This window comes from Photobacterium chitinilyticum, assembly GCF_004104355.1.
In the GTDB taxonomy this organism is placed as follows: Bacteria; Pseudomonadota; Gammaproteobacteria; order Enterobacterales; family Vibrionaceae; genus Photobacterium; species Photobacterium chitinilyticum.
In genome coordinates this window covers 223,623-246,241 of record NZ_RJLM01000001.1, presented here as the reverse complement: position 1 = coordinate 246,241, position 22,619 = coordinate 223,623, and the positions used below count along the sequence as shown (strand labels likewise).

The window sequence follows — 22,619 nt, the reverse complement described above, 5'->3', positions numbered from 1 at the left end:
GGGCTTTTTTTACTGAGCGTTAGCCGTATAATGCGCCCACCAAACCGATATGTCTGTACCCGATTATGGAAAGAAAACACATTTACATTGCTTACACCGGCGGCACCATTGGCATGCAGAAGTCAGACCATGGCTATGTCCCTGTTGCAGGCTTTATGCAAAAGCAGCTGGAAAGCATGCCCGAATTCCATCGTCCTGAAATGCCGAGGTTTACGATCCACGAGTACGAGCCACTTATTGACTCGTCGGATATGACGCCAGCGGATTGGCAGCGCATTGCGGATGATATTAAAGCAAACTACGACAAGTATGACGGTTTTGTCATTTTACATGGTACGGACACCATGGCTTATACCGCTTCAGCATTGTCGTTTATGTTTGAAAACCTAGACAAGCCAGTGATTGTCACCGGCTCGCAGATCCCATTGGCCGAACTGCGTTCCGATGGCCAGAGCAACTTGCTGAATTCACTTCACATCGCGGCAAACTACCCGATCAATGAAGTAACGGTTTTCTTCAACAACAAGTTGATCCGTGGCAACCGCAGTACCAAGGCCCATGCTGACGGTTTTGGCGCATTTATTTCGCCGAATCTTCCGCCCCTGCTTGAAGCAGGCATCAACATTCAGCTAAACAATGTTGAGCTGAGCAAACAGCCTGAAGGTAAGTTTAAGGTTAATGCGATCACGCCACAGCCAATCGGTGTGATCACCATGTACCCGGGTATCTCACCGGAGGTCATCCGCAACACCTTACGTCAGCCGGTCAACGCCATGATCCTGCTAACGTTCGGGGTAGGTAATGCGCCGCAAAACCCTGACCTTCTCGCTCAACTGAAAGAAGCGACAGAGCGCGGAGTGATCGTGATGAACCTGACGCAGTGCCTGTCAGGCAAAGTAAACATGGGGGGATACGCAACGGGCTGTGCACTGGCTGAAGCTGGCGTACTCAGTGGTTATGATATGACTCCTGAAGCAACCCTTGCCAAGCTACACTACCTACTAAGCCAAGATCTCCCGGTTGAGACAGTTCGCAGCATGATGCAGCAGGACTTGCGCGGTGAGCTGACTCACTGATAGTAAATAGTGACAAATAATACAATAAAGCGAGAATCGGCAACGGTTCTCGCTTTTTATCAAACTAAACTCCCCCACTTCCTATTCCCTCATCTCGGCTACACTTTATACCAATTAGTCCTGTTCATCGGCTCCGCCTGCGCATTGCCGATCCATTAGCCCGAGACAACACTATGGTTTTACACGGTGCCTCTATTTCTCCGTTCGTCAGAAAAATCATGCTCGCGCTCTCTTACAAAGGGATTGCTTATGATCTACAGCCTCTCAACCCGTATTTAGAAAAAGAACTGGCCCAGAAGCGTCACCCTATGGGTAAGGTTCCAGTGCTGGAGCATGAAGGAAGCAACATCATGGATTCAACGGTCATCGCCCATTACCTCGATGATATTTTCCCCATTCCTCCCTTATATCCAGGTTCAGCCGCCTCACGAGCCCAGGTTCGCTGGCTAGAGGAATATGCCGATACCCGGCTAACGTCACTCATTGGAGGAGTGCTTTTTTACCAGAAAATCATGCGCGGAAAGATGCTTGAGAAAGAGGTGGACCAACAGGCTATAAAACAATGCCTTGAACACCACCTTCCCCAGGTTTTGAATTACGTCGAAGAACAACTACCAGAACAAGGTTATGTGGCCGAACACTTTTCGATGGCTGAAATCAGTTTATGGAGCGTGTTCCGCAGTGGTTGGATGGCCGGGCTAAGACTGACGCACTACCCAAAACTGCAGGCCTATCTCACGAACATTGAGCAGGAGCCTTGGATTGCCAACTTAATCAGCGAAGAAGATCATGAACTCAGTAGCTTTTACTGTGAGCCCATGATCTTTGATAACCACGTCGGTTAACTTGCTGAACATAGGTGGTCGATGAGCCTAAAGACGAGGCTCAGATTTGGTTGTGATCAAAGCGGGCAATATCGTCACGCTCGGGCTCTTCTATCCCAAAATCACGTTTTAACTCAGCTTTCGATTTAAACTTGATTTCCCCGCCTGCTTCTACCGACATATGCTCGGCATCAGTATTATGGCGAGACTGATAAATCATCACGGCCTGCATGGCCGAATCTCGTTGCTCCTGAGTAAGCAGCGTTCCATCAGGCCACTTGCCAATCTCTACTGCCGTAGTAATACGCAGGTAAACTTCCGGGGTCATTGCATTTAATAATTGTTGTAGATCCATATGCAGGCTTCCTATCCAATGGGCAAACTGCCATTGGTTTAATTCTAACGAGTTTTATTCGAGCATAGAGCTAGCAGTAATACCAACTTCAACCCAAACCGCCAACTGTCAGTCGCTTTTTTGCTTCACGGATCACACTGCGAAAAAATACTAAGCCTTTGGCTTTTTTTCGATGTATATCAGTTAAGATAACATCACATCAGTCGCTAATATCTAATCAACACTCAAAGTAATCTATTACCCTGTATGAGCATTGCCCGTAGATCAACAACATTAATAAAAATATCATTGGCAGCAGCAAGCCTAACGCTGCTCAGTGGTTGCTTTGAACGTCACCGCTCAACAGACAGCCTATGTGAGAACTACCCGGAGATTTGTGCAGATACCAATCTTAATGACGGTCAATGCCGACTCCAGCGTACGAACCTGATCTGGCAACGCTATGATGTGCTAAAAAACCCAGTTTCCGGAGAGAAATTCAAAGAGCTCAAATTTACCTACGATTATCAAAAGTGCCTTGAGTTCGCCGCTCGAATTGAACCAACGGAACTGAAAGAGCGAAAAACCCGACGTACTTCAGCCCTGATCAAAAGCTACGAATCGATCCGGAGACTCTCCGAGGAACTCGCAAAATCTGATGACCCTGAGATCATCTATTACCGCTGGAGCCAGGGAGATAAAGGGGCACTACGTCAGTTTCTACGACTCGAAGGCAGCCCCGCCCTTGAAACGCCCGAGCTACAACTTGCATTGGCAACCTATTACACCGAAAAAGATAAAGAAAAAACAATCCAGCTGCTCAAACACGCATTGGAACTGTATGAGCGCGGACAAAGTATAAAGCCGGAAATCATTCAATCACTAGCGACCTTGTCTCATCAGACTAAATCGATCGCCAATGCCTATCTTTGGTCAAGAATTGGCACAGAACTCGGGGCCTCGGTTGTGAGCCAGGAAAAACTCATCAGTTTTTACCCCATGCCTGAAGAGCAACGACAACAGCTTGATATAAAAGCCAAGAAAATATCAAAATCGCTTGAGAAAGGAAACTTCAGCGCACGAATGGTCAATTAGAACAAAGGCAAGCAAGAATGAAGAGCCGATCAGCCCTTCTTCGACGATACTAATAACCAGTTCGAGCAGATAGATTTGGGGGAATTATTTATCAGCCGATACCTCGGGCTCGGATTGGAAAGCCAACGAAACAGAATTTACACAATAACGCTCGCCTGTTTTTTTCGGGCCGTCAGAAAAGACATGGCCGAGATGGCTGTCACAACCCGCACAGCGGATCTCAATGCGCTGCATCCCGAGGCTACTATCTTCTAGGTAGCGAATCGACTCTGCACGAATCGGTGCATCAAAGCTTGGCCAGCCGCACCCAGAGTCATATTTGTTCTCTGATAGAAACAACGGCTTGCTACAACAAGTACAGTGATAAACACCCGTCTCTCTGTTGTGAAGCAACGTTCCTGAAAAAGGAGCTTCTGTTCCTCGTTCACGGCAAATATGATATTGCTCCGATGTTAAATTCTCACGCCAATAAGCGTCTGATTTATCTGACATTACTTATCCTCTCTATATAATTCCACTATCGAACCAAACAAATTTTATTGTCAATTACCCGAACTGTGGCACATACTTCCTGCTCTAAAGGATTTTACATGTACTCGTTCATTTAAGCATATTTTAATTGAACTGAGTGTGGATATTAAAAGTTAACAACAGCAATGATGAATATTCATACTAGTTTTGTATGAAATTGCATCGTTGTAGTAGGAATGTAAAAAAAATCCGAACTTTTTTTTGACCTCACGCAATTTAAGTTCGTTTTTGGCTTGCAGGGTCACAAAAGATTCTGTAATTTTACTACCAGTTATCTTTCATTAGAAATTAAGTTGTGGAGCAACTGTAATGACTATCAAAGTAGGTATTAACGGTTTTGGCCGTATTGGACGTTTTGTTTTCCGCGCAGCGCAAGAGCGCAACGACATCGAAGTTGTTGGTATCAACGACCTTATCGACGTTGAGTACATGGCATATATGCTTAAGTACGATTCAACTCACGGCCGTTTCAACGGTACTGTTGAAGTTGAAGGCGGTAACCTAATCGTTAACGGTAAAACTGTTCGCGTAACTGCTGAGCGTAACCCAGAAGACCTTAAGTGGGATGCAATCAACGTTGACGTTGTTGCTGAAGCAACTGGCCTTTTCCTAACAGACGAGACTGCACGTAAGCACATCACTGCTGGCGCGAAGAAAGTTGTTCTGACTGGTCCTTCTAAAGACGCTACTCCAATGATCGTTATGGGTGTTAACCAAGACACTTACAATGGTCAGGATATCGTTTCTAACGCTTCTTGTACTACTAACTGTCTAGCACCTGTTGCTAAAGTTCTTAACGACAAGTTCGGTATCGAATCTGGTCTTATGACAACAGTTCACGCTACAACAGCAACTCAGAAAACTGTAGATGGTCCTTCAGCTAAAGACTGGCGTGGTGGTCGTGGTGCTTCTCAGAACATCATCCCATCTTCAACTGGTGCTGCTAAAGCTGTAGGCGTTGTTCTTCCAGAACTAAACGGCCTTCTAACTGGTATGGCTTTCCGCGTACCAACTGCAAACGTTTCTGTTGTTGACCTTACAGTTAACCTAAAAACTGCTGCATCTTACGAAGCAATCTGTGCTGCTATGAAAGAAGCATCAGAAGGCGAACTTAAGGGTGTACTTGGTTACACTGAAGACGCTGTTGTTTCTCAAGACTTCATCGGTGAAGTTCAGACTTCAGTATTCGATGCTAAAGCTGGTGTTGCTCTAACTGACAAATTCGTTAAAGTTGTATCTTGGTACGATAACGAAATCGGTTACTCAAACAAAGTTCTTGACCTAATTGCTCACATCTCTAAGTAATGTAAGCTTTTAGCTAGAATGATAAAAGGCGGCTTTATAGCCGCCTTTTTTGTATGTGCTCATTATGAACAAGCGCTACCATGATAAAAAGAATCGGCTTTCAGCGGTGATAATCGGCTACCAACCAATAAAAATATGGAGCAAAATCAAAAATACACCCACAAATTTAACAAATATATTTTAATTTTTACTGATATTTTTTAAATAAAAATAAGTCCTTATTTTATTGGTGCTTCCTTTCATCTTGCCGAAGAATCAATCAAATAAGCACTGACCTGATTAAATACTGCTAAGGAATGAAGATCTAATGGATTTACGTAACCTTTCGACAATTTCCGTTCTCTCTGATGCTGTCACTGTCTGTGACTACCAAGGCATCAAAGTTGTCCGTGTTATTCACGAGTTGGCAGAAGCCGGTATTTCTCTGCACGGCGGCCACCTCATTTGGTTCAAGCCAACAGGCTCAGATGACATCATCTGGCTCAGCGAAAAGGCTGAATTCGACACAACAAAAGCAATTCGGGGGGGAATACCCGTCTGCTGGCCTTGGTTCGGCAAAGCAGCCACTCCCTCTCATGGCTTTGCGCGCACTAGCGAATGGACTCTGCACCAGCACCGTGAAAACGAACAAGGTGTAATTGTTTCCCTGACTCTGGAAGATACAAATGCGACTCGTGCTATCTGGCCGCACAGGTTCCATAACCAAATCACCTTTGAGATTGGCCGTGAACTGAAAGTTAGCCTCATTTCGACCAATACGGATGATCATGCTTGGTCTTTCAGCGGTGCGCTTCATACTTATTTCAATATCGCCACCATCAACGATTTAGAAATCACAGGTATGGGAGAGACATACTTGGATAGCACCCAGGGCAACCAAATGTTCGCAGGTGGAGATACGCTCACTTTCAACACGGAAACAGATCGTGTCTACACTTCACCGACCAACCCGGTTGTCATTCATGATAAACCGCACCAGCGAAAAATTCTGGTTACCAACCAGGGTCATGATGCTGCTGTGATTTGGAATCCTTGGCAGATGCTTTCAATGAGCATGGCTGATATGGCTGATGACGGCTTCGAGACAATGGTGTGTGTCGAATCCGCCATCCACGAACAGGCAATTACATTGTTACCTGGCGAGTCTCATACGCTTAGTACGCAGATTTCAGTAGAAAAATAACATCAATTGCAATTACCAATGCCGCCAGAGCAGGCGGCATTGTAATAACAGCGCACCGTGCAAAAACATATGGAGCATCTGTTCATCCTATATCTGTCTCGCTCGGAGTCTCCTCCTAGGCCAGCATATGCGAGTTAGCTTCTATCAATACCCAGCCATTACCATCGGGATCTGCAAACGTAGCAAATCGTCCACCGATAATAGTCACAATTTCTGATAGAGGCACTCCCCTATCGCTCAATTCACTGTGCGTACTATGAATATCATCAGTTTGCACAACCAACCCCTGGACAGAGCCAGCTTCCATACCTCCAAACGGTATCACTAGGCTAATTGTTGTCTCGGCCCCCTTCGGTGCCAATTGAATCCAACGCTTTTGGTTATCGGCGTGATGATCACGAATCAACTCAAACCCCAATGCATCACGATAAAAAAGCAATGCCAAGCTCTGATCAGAAACCGGAATCGAAACTGTATCAACACGTGAAATACCCATCAATTTGGCTCCCCCCTTCCTACCTTTACTTTTCTAGCTTAAGTCAGGGGTTTTGATTTCGCTCTCAAAAAAAGCCGCTATCGCAATTATTTGACAGTGTGTGACAATTTTATATTTCTCCCCTGACTTCAAAATTCTCTCTGCAAGACGAAAAAAACACCTCATAAAACTCAACTCGCACAGAAAGCCATTTTGAGCTGAATAAAATTGTTTTTCGGATATTTTTACACACTGAAATGCTTTACATTTAGCCAATAAGTCCAACAATGAAATAATATTCCTGATTTGCGACTTATCTTTCTCGCCACAACCCAGATCACACTTTCGCAACAAAACCAGCGATCTTTTTTAAACAAATCCTCTTGCGCATCCCAATTTATAGGAGGATAGTAAGATTATGTTCAAAAAACATTCAGTTCGTTAGGCAAGAACAAAAGGGAAATTTAGTTTATAAACCAACAACTCAGTGAAGCAATTTGATCAGTTGGGTCTAGTCTTAAGATATGAGGGATGTGAAAGTTATTTGTTTTCGTCCTTTCTAATTGATTGAAGAACGATTCAGGGGGCATACCATGAGTATTTTTGACCACTATCGTCAACGCTATGAAGAAGCCAAGGATGAAGAGCTTTCATTGCAAGAATTCCTTGAAATCTGTCGTAATGACCGTAGCTCATACGTCAATGCAGCAGAGCGCTTACTAATGGCAATCGGCGAACCAGAAATGATAGATACCGCTCAAGACCCACGTTTGAGCCGCCTTTTCTCCAACCGTGTCATTTCACGCTACAAAACGTTTGAAGACTTCTACGGCATGGAAGATGCCATCGAGCAAATCGTCTCTTACCTCAAGCATGCCGCACAAGGCTTAGAGGAACGTAAGCAAATTCTTTACCTATTGGGTCCAGTCGGTGGCGGTAAATCATCACTCGCTGAAAAACTCAAGAGCCTGATGCAGAAAGTGCCTGTCTATGTGCTGACTGCCAATGGCGAGCGCAGCCCGGTTAATGACCATCCATTCTGCCTATTCGATAAAAATGAAGATGGAGATATCCTCAATAAAGAATTCGGCATCCCAGAGCGCTATCTGAACAATATCATGTCACCATGGGCAGCCAAACGCCTGCACGAATTTGGTGGCGATATCACTAAATTCAAAGTAGTCAAGGTTCGCCCGTCTATTCTCGATCAGGTCGGTATCGCCAAAACCGAACCCGGAGACGAAAACAACCAGGATATCTCGTCACTGGTAGGTAAAGTCGACATCCGTCAGCTAGAGCATTTTGCCCAAGACGATCCGGATGCTTACAGCTACTCAGGCGCATTGTGTAAAGCCAACCAAGGCTTAATGGAATTCGTCGAGATGTTTAAGGCACCGTTAAAAGTACTACACCCGTTACTGACAGCAACACAGGAAGGTAACTACAACGGTACTGAAGGGCTTTCGGCACTGCCGTTTGACGGTATCATCCTAGCCCACTCCAACGAATCAGAATGGCAGACATTCCGTAACAACAAGAACAACGAGGCGTTTCTCGACCGTGTCTATATTGTCAAGGTGCCTTATTGCCTTCGCGTCTCGGAAGAAATGAAGATCTACGAGAAACTACTGCAAAACAGTGAGCTATCCTCAGCACCTTGCTCGCCAAGTACGCTGGAGATCCTGGCGCGCTTTACCGTGCTGTCCCGTCTGAAAGAGCCAGAAAACTCAAGTCAATACTCTAAGATGCGCGTCTATGACGGTGAAACCCTGAAGGACACGGATCCTAAAGCTAAGTCTTACCAGGAGTATCGTGACTATGCCGGTGTCGACGAAGGGATGGCTGGCCTGTCTACCCGATTTGCCTTCAAGATCCTATCGCGAGTCTTTAACTTTGATCACTCCGAAGTGGCTGCTAACCCCGTTCATCTGTTCTATGTGCTGGAACAGCAAATCGAACGTGAGCAGTTCCCGCAGGAGCTGGCTGAGAAATACCTTGAACACCTCAAGGGCTATCTGACACCGAAGTATGTTGAGTTCATCGGCAAGGAAATTCAGACCGCTTATCTCGAGTCTTATTCAGAGTACGGCCAGAATATCTTTGACCGCTATGTCAGCTATGCTGATTTCTGGATTCAGGATCAAGAATACCGCGATCCAGAAACCGGTCAGTTGTTTGACCGCTCTGCGCTGAACAATGAGCTTGAAAAAATTGAGAAGCCTGCCGGTATCAGTAATCCAAAAGACTTCCGTAATGAGATTGTGAACTTCGTATTGCGTGCCCGTGCGAGTAATGCAGGCAAGAACCCGAACTGGACCAGCTACGAAAAACTGCGCACCGTTATCGAGAAGAAAATGTTCTCGAATACGGAAGAGCTGCTTCCGGTCATCTCGTTTAATGCCAAGACATCCACCGATGAGCAGAAGAAGCATGATGACTTCGTGGCTCGTATGATGGAGAAGGGCTATACCCGCAAGCAAGTACGTCTGCTATCCGAATGGTATCTGCGCGTACGTAAGTCTTCGTAGCCTGCCACGGAATTATGGGATGAATAAGGGGAGAGCTTATGGGGAATTTTATAGACCGAAGGCTCAACGGTAAGAACAAAAGCACGGTAAACCGTCAGCGTTTTCTGCGCCGCCATAAACAGCAAATCAAGGAATCGATTGCTGATGCGGTTAACAAACGCTCGATTACCGATGTCGAAAGCGGGGAGGATATTACTATTCCTTCCCGTGATATCCGCGAGCCGAGCTTTCACCAAGGCCGTGGTGGGCAACGTGAAGTTGTCCACCCGGGTAACGACCAGTTCAGCCCCGGAGACCGCATTGAACGCCCCCAAGGAGGGGCGGGACAAGGCGGTGCCGGAGAAGGACAGGCCAGTCAGGATGGTGAAGGCCAGGATGAATTTGTTTTCCAAATATCCAAAGACGAATACCTCGATCTGCTTTTTGAAGATCTGGAACTGCCAAACCTAGAAAAGAATCAGCTCAACAAAATTGTGGAATGGAAGACATTCCGCTCCGGGTATAAATCTTCCGGAGTACCGGCCAACATTGCCATCGTGAAGTCACTTCAAAATTCACTGGCACGCCGGACAGCGATGACAGCAGCCAAGCGACGCCAACTAAGAGAACTGGAACAAGTATTAGACTACTTGATGAACACCGAGCCAGCCCAGCCTCTCGAAGAAAAAAGAGTGAAGCAGGAAATTCAGGCCCTGCGAGAAAGAATCAGCAGCGTGCCTTTTATCGATACATTTGATTTACGCTATAAGAATTACGAACGCAGGCCGCTACCAACCAGCCAGGCTGTTATGTTCTGCTTGATGGATGTGTCCGGCTCAATGGATCAGGCCACCAAAGATATGGCGAAACGCTTCTATATCTTACTGTATCTGTTCCTGAACCGAACCTATAAGAATGTCGATGTGGTTTTTATTCGCCACCACACTCAGGCCAAAGAAGTCGATGAACATGAGTTTTTCTACTCACAGGAAACTGGGGGCACCATTGTGTCCAGTGCGCTGCGGATGATGGATGACATAATCAAAAAGCGTTACTCACCGGCAGAATGGAATATATACGCGGCGCAAGCGTCGGACGGTGATAACTGGGCGGATGACTCACCCGGCTGCCGCGAACTGCTGGATAAGCATATCCTGCCAGTCAGCCGTTACTACTCATACATTGAGATCACTCGTCGAGCACATCAGACACTGTGGCGGGAGTATGAGGCACTACAGGCAAGCCACAGCAACTTTGCGATGCAAAACATAAGGAGTGTGGAAGACATCTTCCCGGTATTCCGGGAGCTATTCAAAAAGCAAGTAAACTAGATGTCGGCAAGCGCTATAGGGGAGTGTGTTATGGTTACAACCACTAAGTCAAAGACACTCAGTGATGGTCCGGATTGGACGTTTGACCTGCTTGAGCAGTATCACAAAGAAATTAAGCGCGTCGCCGATCATTATCGGCTTGACGCCTATCCAAACCAGATCGAGATCATCACTGCCGAACAGATGATGGATGCCTATTCCAGTATCGGGATGCCCATCAACTACCATCATTGGTCTTTCGGAAAGCGCTTTATCGAAACAGAGCGTGGTTACAAGCATGGCCAAATGGGGCTAGCTTACGAGATTGTGATTAACTCCGATCCCTGTATATCTTACCTGATGGAAGAGAATACCATCACTATGCAGGCATTGGTGATGGCCCATGCCTGTTATGGCCACAACTCGTTTTTCAAGGGCAACTACCTGTTTAAAACCTGGACAGATGCCAGTTCCATCATCGATTACCTACTCTTTGCCCGTAAATATATTACCGATTGTGAAGAGAAATACGGTGTTGATGAGGTCGAAAGGCTGCTCGATTCCTGCCATGCGCTAATGAACTATGGTGTGGATCGGTATAAGCGACCACAAAAAATTTCACTCATCGAGGAAAAAGCCCGGCAAAAGGCACGTGAAGATTACCTGCAAACTCAGGTAAACTCACTCTGGCGCACTATTCCTGTCCTGGAAGAGAAAGAACTCAAAACAGAAGAAGCCCGTTTTCCACATGAACCTCAAGAAAATATTCTGTATTTCATCGAGAAACACGCGCCATTATTAGAGCCATGGCAGCGTGAAATAGTACGTATCGTGCGAAAAGTCAGCCAATATTTCTATCCGCAAAAACAGACCCAGGTCATGAACGAAGGCTGGGCAACATTTTGGCACTACACGATCCTCAATCACCTTTATGACGAAGGCCTCGTCACCGACCGATTTATTATCGAGTTCCTCCACAGCCATACCAACGTGGTGGCCCAGCCGGAGTACAATAGTCCGTACTACAGCGGAATCAACCCGTATGCGCTAGGTTTTGCTATGTTTCAAGATATTCGCCGGATCTGTGAGAACCCAACTGAAGAGGATAAATACTGGTTCCCGGATGTTGCCGGTAAAGACTGGTTGGAGACCCTGCACTTCGCTATGGAGAACTTCAAGGACGAGAGTTTCATCAGCCAATACCTGTCACCAAAGTTGATGCGCGAGTTTAAGTTCTTCGCAGTGGATGACGATGACCGTTACAACTATGTTGAAGTCAGTGCAATTCATAATGAAGAAGGTTACCGAGCAATTCGCGAGAAGCTCTCTTCCCAGTACAACCTCAGCAACAATGAACCAAACATCCAAGTATGGAATGTCGCATTAAAAGGTGATCGATCGCTAACCCTGAGGTATGTTCCGCACAACCGGATCCCTCTGGCCGAAAGCCATTCAGAAGTACTGAAGCATATGCACCGACTATGGGGCTTTGATGTCACGCTAGAAGAAGAGCTACCCGATGGCAGAACCCAGATCCTTGGCACCTGCCCTGTCCGCAATCAATATGATTCGGAGATATAATCACTTAGGGGGACACGATTCTAGTTTAGAGAATAAAAAAAGGAGATGCTTCTGCATCTCCTTTGTTTTAAACAATTCCAGCTCTCGAACCGCATTTCGCGACTCTCTAGCTTATTGCTCTTCTTCATATAGGTAACGAGCAATCTCAATGCGGTTGCTATACCAAATCGCCCCACTTTCACGGCCATATTTTTTGATGCGATCAGCAACCAGCTCTGGCTGATGATTGTCACAGTAAGACTTCATGTCACGATAGAAACTAAGTGCAAGCTCACAGGCTTCCTTCGACATAAAGTAATAGCCGCCTACACGGGTATAAATCTTACGTAAACCATTAATCGTCAGGACGTACAAGGTATTGCCGGATTTTGCCGCCATCCCTTGGAACATACGGTAGTCATAATAGTTAAACGCACGGGCACGGCAAACCGCTTCGCAAAGCTCTGGCTGATCTTTACCGTATTTATCCACGATCTTTTTCACTTCCTGCATCAGCACAGTTTTTTCTTCGTTTGATTCAACGAAGTCAACAAAGCTATCGGCTTTTAACAGCGCCTCACAAGAAGTAATCACTTCACCCAGCAATTGGCTGGCTTCTTCATGATTCCCTTTTACGGCATATCGCATGTAAACACTGCTAATATCCGTACGAGCAGACAGCAAATCTTCAAGCACCCCTTGGACATCTTGTCCATCTAAAGTGATTAAAGTATCGAGAATACTCAGCCCTGACGTGTCCATATAATTGTTAACACGTGTCGGCTTACCATGCTGGATAGTCAGCCAGCCATCACGAGCAAGGCGTTGCAACACCTCACGCAAAGTCGTTCGGGTAACACCGATCAGTTCGGAAAGTTCCCTCTCTGCCGGAAGAATCGATCCCTGTGGGAAATGATTATTCCAGATACTCTCTATGATATATTTCTCAGCAAATGTTGCTGGGCTATCAGCCTTTATGACCATCTGATTATTTTTCCAGTTGCTTCTTGCTTATATATTATTAACTCATCATACCACTAGTTATGCATTGGGCGAAACTCTGCTGGGTACGCAAAAGACATGTTTTACTTTACGCCTCGAAATTTGACGATGCTCAACGTTTCCTGCGAATTGTAAGCAAATATTTCAGAGCATGGTAATCTAGCGACCTAAATCCCCAGTTTAGAGATGAGTTATCAATTAATTCAGCATCTTCTCGTCTCTCTACTTGACTGATCTAGATCAAACGTTACAGTTAGCACGATCGAACACTGGGAGCTAAATGGATGCTGCTGCCTACTTTAAGTTAAAAACCATCAAGGATATGATTTTTAGCTTAGAGGGTCCGTAAGAACACTTAACCAGACTAACAATGGTTATCCTGCTCTCAGACTACAAAGGCATGTAGCAACCAGCTCATCGAATAATTAGCGCATTTTGAGAGATCCAAGAACATGGCTATTTCGCTAGGGAACGCCTTAATTAAAAACTTTTTAGGCAAGGCTCCTGACTGGTACAAATTGGCAATCATTGCCTTTCTTATCATCAACCCAATCGTCTTTTTTCTAATCGACCCCTTTGTTGCGGGCTGGCTACTGGTAATTGAATTTATCTTTACCCTGGCCATGGCCCTGAAATGTTATCCACTACAACCCGGTGGTTTGCTGGCCATCGAAGCGGTTGCGATAGGGATGACCAGCCCCGAGCAGGTCAAGCACGAACTGGTTGCCAACATCGAAGTATTGTTATTACTGATCTTCATGGTTGCCGGTATCTACTTCATGAAACAGCTGCTGCTGTTTATCTTCACCAAGATACTGATAGGCATTCAGTCAAAAACGCTGCTCTCGCTGTCTTTTGTTGTTATGGCAGCCTTTCTGTCAGCATTCCTTGATGCACTGACCGTGATCGCAGTAGTAATCAGTGTGACTATTGGTTTCTACAGCATCTACCACAAGGTTGCCTCGGGCCAGGAGCCTCACGCCTCTCACGATCACACAACCGATATGCATATTCGGGAAGTTAGTCGTAATGACCTTGAAAACTACCGTTCATTTCTACGCAGCCTACTGATGCATGCCGGGATCGGTACTGCGCTAGGTGGAGTTATGACCATGGTGGGTGAACCTCAGAACCTAATTATCGCCGATCAGGCAGGTTGGATGTTCGGTGAATTCATTCTACGTATGGCCCCTGTAACTTTGCCGGTTTTCTTCTGTGGTCTACTCACTTGTATACTTGTTGAGAAGTTCCAGATTTGTGGCTATGGCACTCGCCTACCGGAAAACGTTCGTAAGATTTTGGTCGATTTTGACGAAGAAGAACGCAAACGCCGTACCAACATCGATTACGCCAAGCTAGGCGTTCAGGTAATTATTGCGGTTTGGCTAATTCTTGGCCTTGCTCTTCACCTTGCGGCTGTCGGCCTGATCGGTCTCACCGTAATTATCCTGGCGACATCTTTTACCGGTATTACGGAAGAACATGCGCTAGGCAAAGCATTCGAAGAAGCACTGCCATTCACCGCGCTGCTTGCCGTTTTCTTCTCTATTGTTGCGGTTATTATCGATCAACATTTGTTTGCCCCGATTATCCAGATGGTGCTGAGCCTTGAAGGCAGTGCTCAAATGACAATGTTCTACATTGCCAACGGCCTGCTATCAATGGTATCGGATAACGTGTTCGTCGGTACTGTTTACATCAACGAAGTAAAAACAGCACTTACAAACGGTGTCATTACCCGTGATCAGTTCGACATGCTGGCCGTTGCGATCAACACCGGTACCAACCTACCATCAGTGGCAACACCAAACGGTCAGGCGGCGTTCCTATTCGCATTGACCTCAGCACTGGCTCCGTTGATTCGTCTGTCTTACGGCCGCATGGTCTATATGGCACTGCCATATACTATTGTGCTGTCACTGGTCGGCCTAGCCGGTATCGAGTTTATGCTGGTACCAATGACTGATTGGTTCCATGACATGGGCTGGCTAAGCCACCATATTGCGGAAGCTGCCTCACAAATTGCACCGGCAACTGGACATTAATTGAATCTTTAGCAAAGATAAGTGTCAGAAATAACAACTTCAAAGCCCTGATTTGTCAGGGCTTTGTTTTACGTTTAGGTGAGATCATTCCATGCAATTTCTGAATACCTTTTCCAAAAGCCGGTTATCATGGCTGTTACTGCTCATTTTCATCATTTTCTTTGAGGCATGTGCCCTGTTCTTCCAGCATGTAATGAAGCTAGATCCTTGTGTCATGTGTATTTATGAACGTGTGGCGATGATGGGAATTGGCTTTGCCGCACTGCTTGGTTTGATTGCACCTAAAAATCCCGCGATCCGCTGGGCCGGACTTACCGCATGGGGCTACAGCGCTTATCAGGGTTTTGCATTAGCTAATGAGCACGTTGGCTATCAATTCAACCCGTCACCTTTTGCCACCTGTGATCTATTCGTCACGTTTCCGGACTGGGCACCATTAAACCAATGGGTTCCTTGGATGTTTGAAGCAACAGGCGATTGCAGTAAGGTGGTGTGGTCATTCCTTGGTCAGTCAATGCCACAGTGGCTGGTTGTTATTTTTGCCGCCAATCTTATTGTGTTGGCTTTGATTGTTATTGCGCAATTTTTTGGCAAAAAGAAACAAAGGTTCTAGAGGCTAGAACAGAAATCGAGAATAAAAAGCGAGAGGCGAAGGCCTTTCGCTTTTTTGTTTAGTCCCCCAGAGCAGCCACAATCGGATAATCCGCAGGACACAGCGGATAAGACATCATTTCGTCATGTTGAAGCCACACCGCATCCTGATGGCTATGCAGCTTCAGCTCTCCGGTTTGCCAGTGGCTCAGGTAACCTTTCAGATGAATAACTTTGTCACCGTAGTCAAACACGCTATCAGCTAGCCACCGGCCAGTTCGCGTAGTAATTGCTAACTCTTCTTGCAGCTCACGCTCAAGGGCTTGCTCGGGTGTTTCTCCATCTTCAACCTTACCGCCAGGAAACTCCCATAAACCGCCCTGGCTAGCATGGTCAAAGCGTTGGGCTAACAGAAAACGGCCTTCTTTTTCGATAACGGCAGCAACAACCAGGATCACCGGTTTATTATCAGATAACAGGCTATGCTCACCCATTACTTACCGCAACACTGTTTGAACTTCTTGCCGCTACCACACAGGCAGGCATCATTTCGACCTGTCTCTTTATACGGATTAACGGCCTGAGCTGCCGCACCTTGCTGAAGCTCATCTGCCGCCATAACGACTTCGTTCAACATCAACGGCAACTGGGTATATAGTTCAGCTGGCTGTGGCATACCCTCAACACCGGCTTCTTTCATCTGAGCCAACGTCGTTTTCTCGTCAACTATCAGCATACAAGTTGTCAGCAAAGCCGAGAGCATACGCATGGTACCATCAGACATAACCTGATCGGCCCAGCCAGGCTCAATATAAGGCCACACTGCAAGAAACCCCTCGGCAAAGTGACTCATACTATCGCTAACACCAGACACCTCCTGCCAACAGACCTGTTCCGGCAATACATATTCGCCAGCCTTGATATATCGGTATTGCATTTCAAAGTGATTCAAGATGGCCATTTTTGATTCACCAGCCACCGTGATCTGTTCATCTTCTACCACCCCACCGTGCACGAGTACGGGTAACCACGTCTCAGGCTCCAGCGGTTTAGGGTTGGCATTAGCAGCCAGCAAGGCACCTTCAATGAAAGCGGCAGGCATGCCTTCCCAGTCTGCAGGTAATGTCATTAATTCTGTCATCGTGTGTTCCGGTTTATCTAGCAATACAGATTAGGCGCAGATTATATACCCAAACCACTTTAATATGCTCGTTTCAGCAAGTACGATAAATCCCACAAAATGCACAGACTAGGCATAAGCTGATATTTTTTGTTGAATTTTACTGCTAATACAGGCAAAAATGGAAAAATTAACGACAAGTATCAGGACGATGTCGATGTCTCAAGGGAAAGCAAACGCCATCATTGCCGGTGCCAGTGGCCTAGTTGGGGATGAATTGCTCCACCAGCTGCTTGCACACCCACATTTTCATACCGTCTATTCACTCTCTCGCCGTGAGTTGCCTTTTCACAGCAAAAAGCTCGTTCAAGTCATACACCCAGAACTAAGAGTCACAGCCTGGGGTGAAACCGATCCAATACCGACACATGGCTTTATCTGCCTGGGTACCACCAAAAAACAGGCAGGCAGCAATCAAGCTTTGGAAGCTGTCGATTTTCAGTTGGTCAAGGATGTGGCCACGACAATGCATTTACTGGGAGTCCGGCATCTCGTTGTGATATCCAGCCTGTTTGCTCATCCATGGTCACCTTCGCATTACTTACGCTGCAAGGGAAAGATGGAACAAGCCATCAAAAAAATGGGGTTCTCCCACTGTATCTTTGTCCGTCCTGGTCCGCTAAAAGGCGAGCGCTCTGTTCCTCGGCATGATGAGCAGGTTGTACAGGGCGTTTTCGATATTATCAAACCATTGACGATTGGCCCTATAGCTCATCTGACACCCATTCCAGCCGAGCAAGTCGCTCGCTCAATGCTGTCTCTCTCTTTGCTCGCAGAAGACAAGCTTATTGACGCGGTAACGATTGTCTCCGGGAAGGCTTTATTCCCTGATTCGCACCATATACTGCAGGATTAGGTGACAAGCTCGTTATTCCGGACTAAAATCTCGCCCCTTATATAGACAATGGTGCAGTGCGAGAAAGCGAATGCCAAAAGCGATGCGTGTAATATTAGGCCCAATGGAAGGTGTTCTCGATCATTTGATGCGTGAGATGCTAACCGAAATTAACGATTATGATCTTTGCGTCACCGAGTTCGTGCGCGTAATTGATCAATTACTGCCTAATAGCGTCTTTTATCGTCTGTGCCCGGAGTTACGTCATGGCGGCCTAACGACTTCCGGCACTCCGGTACGAGTTCAGCTGCTGGGACAAGATCCCAACTGGCTGGCTGAAAACGCCCACCGCGCTGTACAGCTGGGATCGGCCGGAATTGATATCAATTTCGGTTGTCCTGCCAAAGCCGTCAACAAGAGCCGTGGTGGTGCTGTCCTGCTTCAGGATCCGGAACTTATGTACCGCATCGTTAAGGCTGTTCGCCAAGCAACGGACCCAAGAAAACCAGTAACAGCCAAAGTCCGGCTTGGCTGGGATGATCCGGCGCACTGCTTTGAAATTGCCGATGCTGTCGCCCAGGCAGGTGGCGATGAGATAGCTATCCATGCACGTACCAAAGTCGACGGTTACAAAGCAGAAACCATCAAGTGGAACTACATCCGCCAAATCAAAGAAAAAACACAGATTCCGATCATTGCCAACGGTGAAGTGTGGAATTATCAGAACGGTCAAGACTGCTTACAGGCTACACAAGTTGATGCCTTAATGGTTTGCCGCGGCGCACTGAACCTACCGAATTTGTGTAATGTAGTAAAACACAACGATACCCACATGAGCTGGTTTGAAGTTCTGGAGTTGCTTCTGCGCTATTCTCAGTACGAAATCAAAGGGGATAAGGGCCTTTACTACCCGAACAGGGTCAAGCAGTGGTTTGCCTACCTACGCCATGAATACCCCGAAGCCAAAGAGCTATTTACCGATATTCGCCGTCTCAATAAAGCGGCTCCGATTGTCGAGATCCTGCAGTCCGCTCACCGGCATCTTGCTGCCTAGCTCCCAATTTAGCAAACATACCCCAGCCCAGGGCTGGGGAAGTTGTCTAGGGTGTGTTGACCTAGCTAGCTAAGGCCTTTTTTACGGCATGATTATAGCTATCAAGCCATGCATAGCGATCTCGATACATTTTACGTTTTGTCCGTTTTAGATCTTCGACCTTTCTTCTCTCCGAATACAGCGGTATTGCATACAGGTTTTTGTTATATGAAACGCCCGCATGCTCCTCCCAGAACTGATCATAATCAAAATGAATTTTTTTGCTCAAATAGCGGACTGATGTATAAGTATGAGACCGATTTTTAACGCCATATATTTTATTCACAGACAGTGATTGCAACACAAAACGCAACGTTTCCAACATCAATGATTTTGGCCGAAGACCGAATAGACCTTTTGTGGCCAGCCGGCTAAAACCATTATCTATATCAGGTCCCTGTACCCCACCTATATAGGCATTATTTCGAAAGACCGTAAAAGATAATACGTAGTAGTTTATACCCATATTATCCGTCAGCCTGAGAGTTAACTCCCCTTCTTTCCAATAGCGCCCCTCATAGGATAACGTCATATAATAAGTATTATCACCAATGGTAAATTCATCAAGAGTAATGCCCTCTTGATAGATTAAATTCAGCTTTTCTTTAGAAAATGAATTTTTCACCCAACGGTGGTGATCAATTAGCATATTCACAACATCTAACTTTTTTAACCCCATATGCAAATATGGTCTCATGCATTTTGTTAAAAAGTCTGGTTGTTTTGAAAAGAGAAGCTCTTTATATGGTCCCTGAAAGTTTTTCATTAACCGGGTTAAATGCGGATAATAAACTAGTCCTCTTAATAAAAACTTACTAACATGTTTTACTATTTTCGGATCGTTAGGATAACTCATTACCGCAGCACTAATGATATTCAAAATAACACCAATTCATCACATTAATTACTAACACGCTGAAAATAAACCAAATAACCGTTCATTAAAACAACTAAACCTATTCAAAAAGTGAATAACCAGACACACTTAAAAACAGTATGTAACTAATAAATCAATTTATTACCGATAACTCTTATAGTAGCGACAATAAATATAACCACCGAACCTATCACATTCCGACCACATATAATTTAGACTCAATCTTATTGCCTTGGCTATTATTTTGAACAGTGTACTTTTTGCAGGCGATAACAAACAACAATTACAGTGAAACATTTTGTACGCATTTGTACATACAGGCCTACATATTAATACACCCTAATACTTCAAACCATTAATACACTGTATTATTGTTCATCAAAAACCACTACTGATAACAAATAAATCATTAACAACCTGTTTCGTATAAGCCAATAACACTCTGTTTTAATTGAATATGGATTTGATATGAATATCTTAATGGCTCTTTCACAACTTGAGGTTACGGGTGCAGAAGTCTACGCAACGACAGTCGGCAACGAACTAACAACACGCGGACATCGGGTTTATTATACTTCCGATACTCTCACCAAGCCTCATCAGGGGTCATTCTTCAAATTACGTTTCAACAAACGCAGTATTCCAAGACGCTTTTGGCATGTCGGATACCTAATCTATCTGATTAAAAAGCATAATATTCAGCTTGTTCATGCCCATTCACGAGCATCCAGTTGGAGCTGTCACGTAGCATGCAAACTAACGGGCACACCGATGGTAACAACGGTACACGGACGGCAGCCTGTACATGCCTCCCGCAAGAAATTTCATGCCATGGGCAACAAGGCATTACCCGTTTGCGAAGCCATTAAAGACCAGTTAGTTCAAGATCTCGGCGTACCCAAGGAACAACTTGTCGTTAGCCGCAACGGCATTGAAACCGACCGGTTTCAGGTAATGACACCACCAAATAACGCACGTCCAGTTGTCACTATTATAGGTCGGTTAACAGGCCCTAAAGGCGAATTATGTTACCGGTTGCTAGACAAGTGTTTAGACTTAGATAAATACGATGTTCGTGTCGTATCCGGTTCACAACTTGACGCTCGTTTCGAGGCTTTTAAAAACAAAGTAACCTTCACAGGTTACACTCACAATGTACCCGAAATGCTTAGCGGGGCAGATTTGGTGATCGGTGCAGGTCGCGTAGCGATAGAGTCACTGATGTGTGGGCGTCCCACCCTTGCTATTGGCGAAGCCACCAGTATTGGTATCGTAACATCAAAAAATATCCAACACGCCATAGCAACCAATTTTGGCGATATTGGCCCAACAGATTTGGATATTGAGTTTAGTACTATCGCCAATGAAGTCGAACGAGGACTTGGCCAAAAACAATGTGATCCAGAGGTAACTGAAACCATCAAAGCCAGCTATGACTTATCTTCCGTTGTTGACCATATCGAACACGTCTACCAAGACGTTTACATCGATACGCTACGACGCGAGATGCCCGTCATTATGTATCACCGTTTCATACAGGATGAGAGCGAAAAGGGCGTACACGGTACATACCTCCATATTAAGATGTTCGAAAAACACCTTAAACTTTTAAAACGCATGGGGTTTGAATCGCTTACGTTTGAAGACTTAGCGGAAGCTAACGTCATTCGCCGCTTAGAACCGGGGAAGCGCTACATAATGCTTACCGTAGATGACGGATATGCTGACAACTACCACTTAATGCTGCCGTTACTCAAAAAATACGGATTTAAGGCAGTGGTGTATGTGGTAACTGGAGAAACCTTCAATCGCTGGGATGTCGAGAATCCTGACAATCCCGAAAATCAGGTTTCTCTGATGACAGCGGATCAAGTCAAGGCATTGGCTGAATCTGGCATTATTGAAATTGGCGGCCATACAATAACTCACCCGAAATTAGATACCCTATCTCACAACGAGCAGTATCAAGAAATAATCGGCAACAAACAGCAACTTGAAGAGCTGCTTGGCAAACCATTAACGTCTTTTGCCTACCCGTTTGGCCTTCATAACGATGATTCCAAACATATCGCGAAAGATGTTGGTTACCAATTTGCAGTCGCCACCAATTCAGGACCGCTGCAGTTTCATCAGGATCCTTATCAGATCCGCCGTATTGGTATTTTCCCCCGCACCGATGTCTTTGGATTATGGCGGAAAATTCGCGGCAACTATCTTTTTAGAAAAGTAAGGTAATTGAGGTATAGATATAAGGGCTGAAGGCGGCGGGTTAATTATACTGATCATTAATCTGTGCAGTTTCAGCCCAAAGAAGGAAATGAGCAACGCCTGTACTGCCTTCTTCAGGAGACCATTGCGCAAACTCAGTAACATCAGACGGGTTGTATGGACCTTGTTTTATTTCCATTATCACCGACTCATTTTCTAGAGGAAGAATGGTATGCCATGTCCCTGGCTTCATTTCCGCGCCAAAAACTGAATTATTCTCCGATAAGATAACGCGCTCTTCGACTACGCCTTGCTGATCAAAAATCAATAGTAATGTCTTTCCTCTAATACCTAAAAGCATCTCCCATTTATTCGACTGAGGGTGCATATGGGGCCGGACGTAAGTTCCAGAAGATAAACCAATCACCATTCTCTGAACAGGGTCGTCAAAACCTGAATGGAGCTGATGATGGCTCCTTTTTCGAGCGCTCTCGCGGGCTTTAAGCGTTAACTCGTTCAGTAGCTTGTTATCAATAAATCTATACATCTCGCCCCCTAAATTGGTGAAAATAATTTCCAACCGATCAG

General features: G+C 45.6%; 21 protein-coding genes. 13 read left to right on the top strand and 8 right to left on the bottom strand.

The genetic code is table 11. From position 1 onward, the window contains the following. The first annotated feature begins 65 nt into the window (after nt 1–65). Together ansA and EDI28_RS01170 are read left to right on the top strand one after the other, a co-directional pair. On the top strand, nt 66–1,076 hold the full coding sequence (gene ansA, locus EDI28_RS01175; protein WP_128782011.1) for an asparaginase: 1,011 nt from the start codon (nt 66–68) through the stop codon (nt 1,074–1,076). Between the two features lie 173 nt (nt 1,077–1,249). Further along, nucleotides 1,250–1,921 (top strand): glutathione S-transferase family protein, encoded by a 672-nt coding sequence (locus tag EDI28_RS01170; RefSeq protein ID WP_128782010.1) that lies wholly within the window; start codon nt 1,250–1,252, stop codon nt 1,919–1,921. Between the two features lie 40 nt (nt 1,922–1,961). On the opposite strand, the gene EDI28_RS01165 is transcribed toward EDI28_RS01170, so the two are convergent. Then, the gene (locus EDI28_RS01165) at nt 1,962–2,255 is read right to left on the bottom strand and encodes a YeaC family protein (protein ID WP_128782009.1); all 294 of its coding nucleotides are present in this window, start codon (nt 2,253–2,255) and stop codon (nt 1,962–1,964) included. Nucleotides 2,256–2,501: 246 nt separating this feature from the next. Between EDI28_RS01165 and EDI28_RS01160 the strand changes: the two genes are divergently transcribed. Next, nucleotides 2,502–3,329, top strand: coding sequence for a DUF2989 domain-containing protein (locus tag EDI28_RS01160; protein ID WP_128782008.1), 828 nt, complete (start codon nt 2,502–2,504; stop codon nt 3,327–3,329). An 84-nt stretch (nt 3,330–3,413) separates the two neighbouring features. Here EDI28_RS01160 and msrB read toward each other — a convergent pair whose 3' ends face one another. Beyond that, nucleotides 3,414–3,821 carry a peptide-methionine (R)-S-oxide reductase MsrB gene (msrB, locus tag EDI28_RS01155; protein WP_128782007.1) on the bottom strand — a complete coding sequence of 136 codons (408 nt, stop codon included), beginning with the start codon at nt 3,819–3,821 and terminating at the stop codon, nt 3,414–3,416. Nucleotides 3,822–4,169: 348 nt separating this feature from the next. Here msrB and gap point away from each other — a divergent pair, with 348 nt between their 5' ends. Both gap and EDI28_RS01145 read left to right on the top strand, forming a co-directional pair. Further along, nucleotides 4,170–5,165: a type I glyceraldehyde-3-phosphate dehydrogenase gene (gene gap, locus EDI28_RS01150; RefSeq protein ID WP_128782006.1), complete on the top strand. Its 996-nt coding sequence runs from the start codon at nt 4,170–4,172 to the stop codon at nt 5,163–5,165. A gap of 307 nt (nt 5,166–5,472) precedes the next feature. Continuing rightward, the gene (locus EDI28_RS01145; RefSeq protein ID WP_128782005.1) at nt 5,473–6,348 is read left to right on the top strand and encodes a D-hexose-6-phosphate mutarotase; all 876 of its coding nucleotides are present in this window, start codon (nt 5,473–5,475) and stop codon (nt 6,346–6,348) included. Nucleotides 6,349–6,463: 115 nt separating this feature from the next. Here EDI28_RS01145 and EDI28_RS01140 read toward each other — a convergent pair whose 3' ends face one another. Next, entirely contained in the window at nt 6,464–6,844 is a 381-nt protein-coding gene (locus EDI28_RS01140; protein WP_128782004.1) for a VOC family protein, read from the bottom strand. A gap of 572 nt (nt 6,845–7,416) precedes the next feature. Between EDI28_RS01140 and EDI28_RS01135 the strand changes: the two genes are divergently transcribed. From EDI28_RS01135 to EDI28_RS01125, 3 genes are read left to right on the top strand one after another with little or no spacing between them, the layout of a single operon-like run. After that, on the top strand, nt 7,417–9,351 hold the full coding sequence (locus tag EDI28_RS01135; protein WP_128782003.1) for a PrkA family serine protein kinase: 1,935 nt from the start codon (nt 7,417–7,419) through the stop codon (nt 9,349–9,351). A gap of 38 nt (nt 9,352–9,389) precedes the next feature. Beyond that, complete coding sequence (locus tag EDI28_RS01130; RefSeq protein ID WP_128782002.1) at nt 9,390–10,661, top strand: YeaH/YhbH family protein; 1,272 nt, start codon at nt 9,390–9,392, stop codon at nt 10,659–10,661. Between the two features lie 30 nt (nt 10,662–10,691). Continuing rightward, nucleotides 10,692–12,221, top strand: a complete 1,530-nt coding sequence (locus tag EDI28_RS01125) for a SpoVR family protein (protein ID WP_128782001.1) — start codon at nt 10,692–10,694, stop codon at nt 12,219–12,221. 111 nt (nt 12,222–12,332) lie between these two features. Here EDI28_RS01125 and fadR read toward each other — a convergent pair whose 3' ends face one another. After that, nucleotides 12,333–13,184 carry a fatty acid metabolism transcriptional regulator FadR gene (gene fadR, locus EDI28_RS01120; protein WP_128782000.1) on the bottom strand — a complete coding sequence of 284 codons (852 nt, stop codon included), beginning with the start codon at nt 13,182–13,184 and terminating at the stop codon, nt 12,333–12,335. A gap of 470 nt (nt 13,185–13,654) precedes the next feature. On the opposite strand from fadR, the gene nhaB reads away from it, so the two are divergent. Further along, nucleotides 13,655–15,247, top strand: a complete 1,593-nt coding sequence (gene nhaB, locus EDI28_RS01115; protein ID WP_128781999.1) for a Na(+)/H(+) antiporter NhaB — start codon at nt 13,655–13,657, stop codon at nt 15,245–15,247. 91 nt (nt 15,248–15,338) lie between these two features. Continuing rightward, nucleotides 15,339–15,860, top strand: coding sequence for a disulfide bond formation protein DsbB (dsbB, locus tag EDI28_RS01110; protein WP_128781998.1), 522 nt, complete (start codon nt 15,339–15,341; stop codon nt 15,858–15,860). A gap of 58 nt (nt 15,861–15,918) precedes the next feature. Here dsbB and EDI28_RS01105 read toward each other — a convergent pair whose 3' ends face one another. Further along, nucleotides 15,919–16,332, bottom strand: coding sequence for a (deoxy)nucleoside triphosphate pyrophosphohydrolase (locus EDI28_RS01105; RefSeq protein ID WP_128781997.1), 414 nt, complete (start codon nt 16,330–16,332; stop codon nt 15,919–15,921). Continuing rightward, the gene (locus EDI28_RS01100; RefSeq protein WP_128781996.1) at nt 16,332–16,979 is read right to left on the bottom strand and encodes a YecA/YgfB family protein; all 648 of its coding nucleotides are present in this window, start codon (nt 16,977–16,979) and stop codon (nt 16,332–16,334) included. Before EDI28_RS01100 ends, EDI28_RS01105 begins: the two co-directional genes overlap by 1 nt. Nucleotides 16,980–17,175: 196 nt before the next feature. Here EDI28_RS01100 and EDI28_RS01095 point away from each other — a divergent pair, with 196 nt between their 5' ends. After that, entirely contained in the window at nt 17,176–17,874 is a 699-nt protein-coding gene (locus EDI28_RS01095) for an NAD(P)H-binding protein (protein ID WP_128781995.1), read from the top strand. Between the two features lie 82 nt (nt 17,875–17,956). Beyond that, on the top strand, nt 17,957–18,907 hold the full coding sequence (gene dusC, locus EDI28_RS01090) for a tRNA dihydrouridine(16) synthase DusC (protein WP_128782942.1): 951 nt from the start codon (nt 17,957–17,959) through the stop codon (nt 18,905–18,907). Between the two features lie 61 nt (nt 18,908–18,968). Here the strand turns inward: dusC and EDI28_RS01085 are convergent, their stop codons facing one another. Continuing rightward, nucleotides 18,969–19,826, bottom strand: a complete 858-nt coding sequence (locus EDI28_RS01085; protein WP_128781994.1) for a VirK/YbjX family protein — start codon at nt 19,824–19,826, stop codon at nt 18,969–18,971. A gap of 465 nt (nt 19,827–20,291) precedes the next feature. Here EDI28_RS01085 and EDI28_RS01080 point away from each other — a divergent pair, with 465 nt between their 5' ends. Beyond that, nucleotides 20,292–22,058: a bifunctional glycosyltransferase family 4 protein/polysaccharide deacetylase gene (locus EDI28_RS01080; protein ID WP_128781993.1), complete on the top strand. Its 1,767-nt coding sequence runs from the start codon at nt 20,292–20,294 to the stop codon at nt 22,056–22,058. Nucleotides 22,059–22,092: 34 nt separating this feature from the next. Here EDI28_RS01080 and EDI28_RS01075 read toward each other — a convergent pair whose 3' ends face one another. Beyond that, the gene (locus EDI28_RS01075; RefSeq protein ID WP_164918452.1) at nt 22,093–22,578 is read right to left on the bottom strand and encodes a WbuC family cupin fold metalloprotein; all 486 of its coding nucleotides are present in this window, start codon (nt 22,576–22,578) and stop codon (nt 22,093–22,095) included. Nucleotides 22,579–22,619 lie beyond the last annotated feature (41 nt).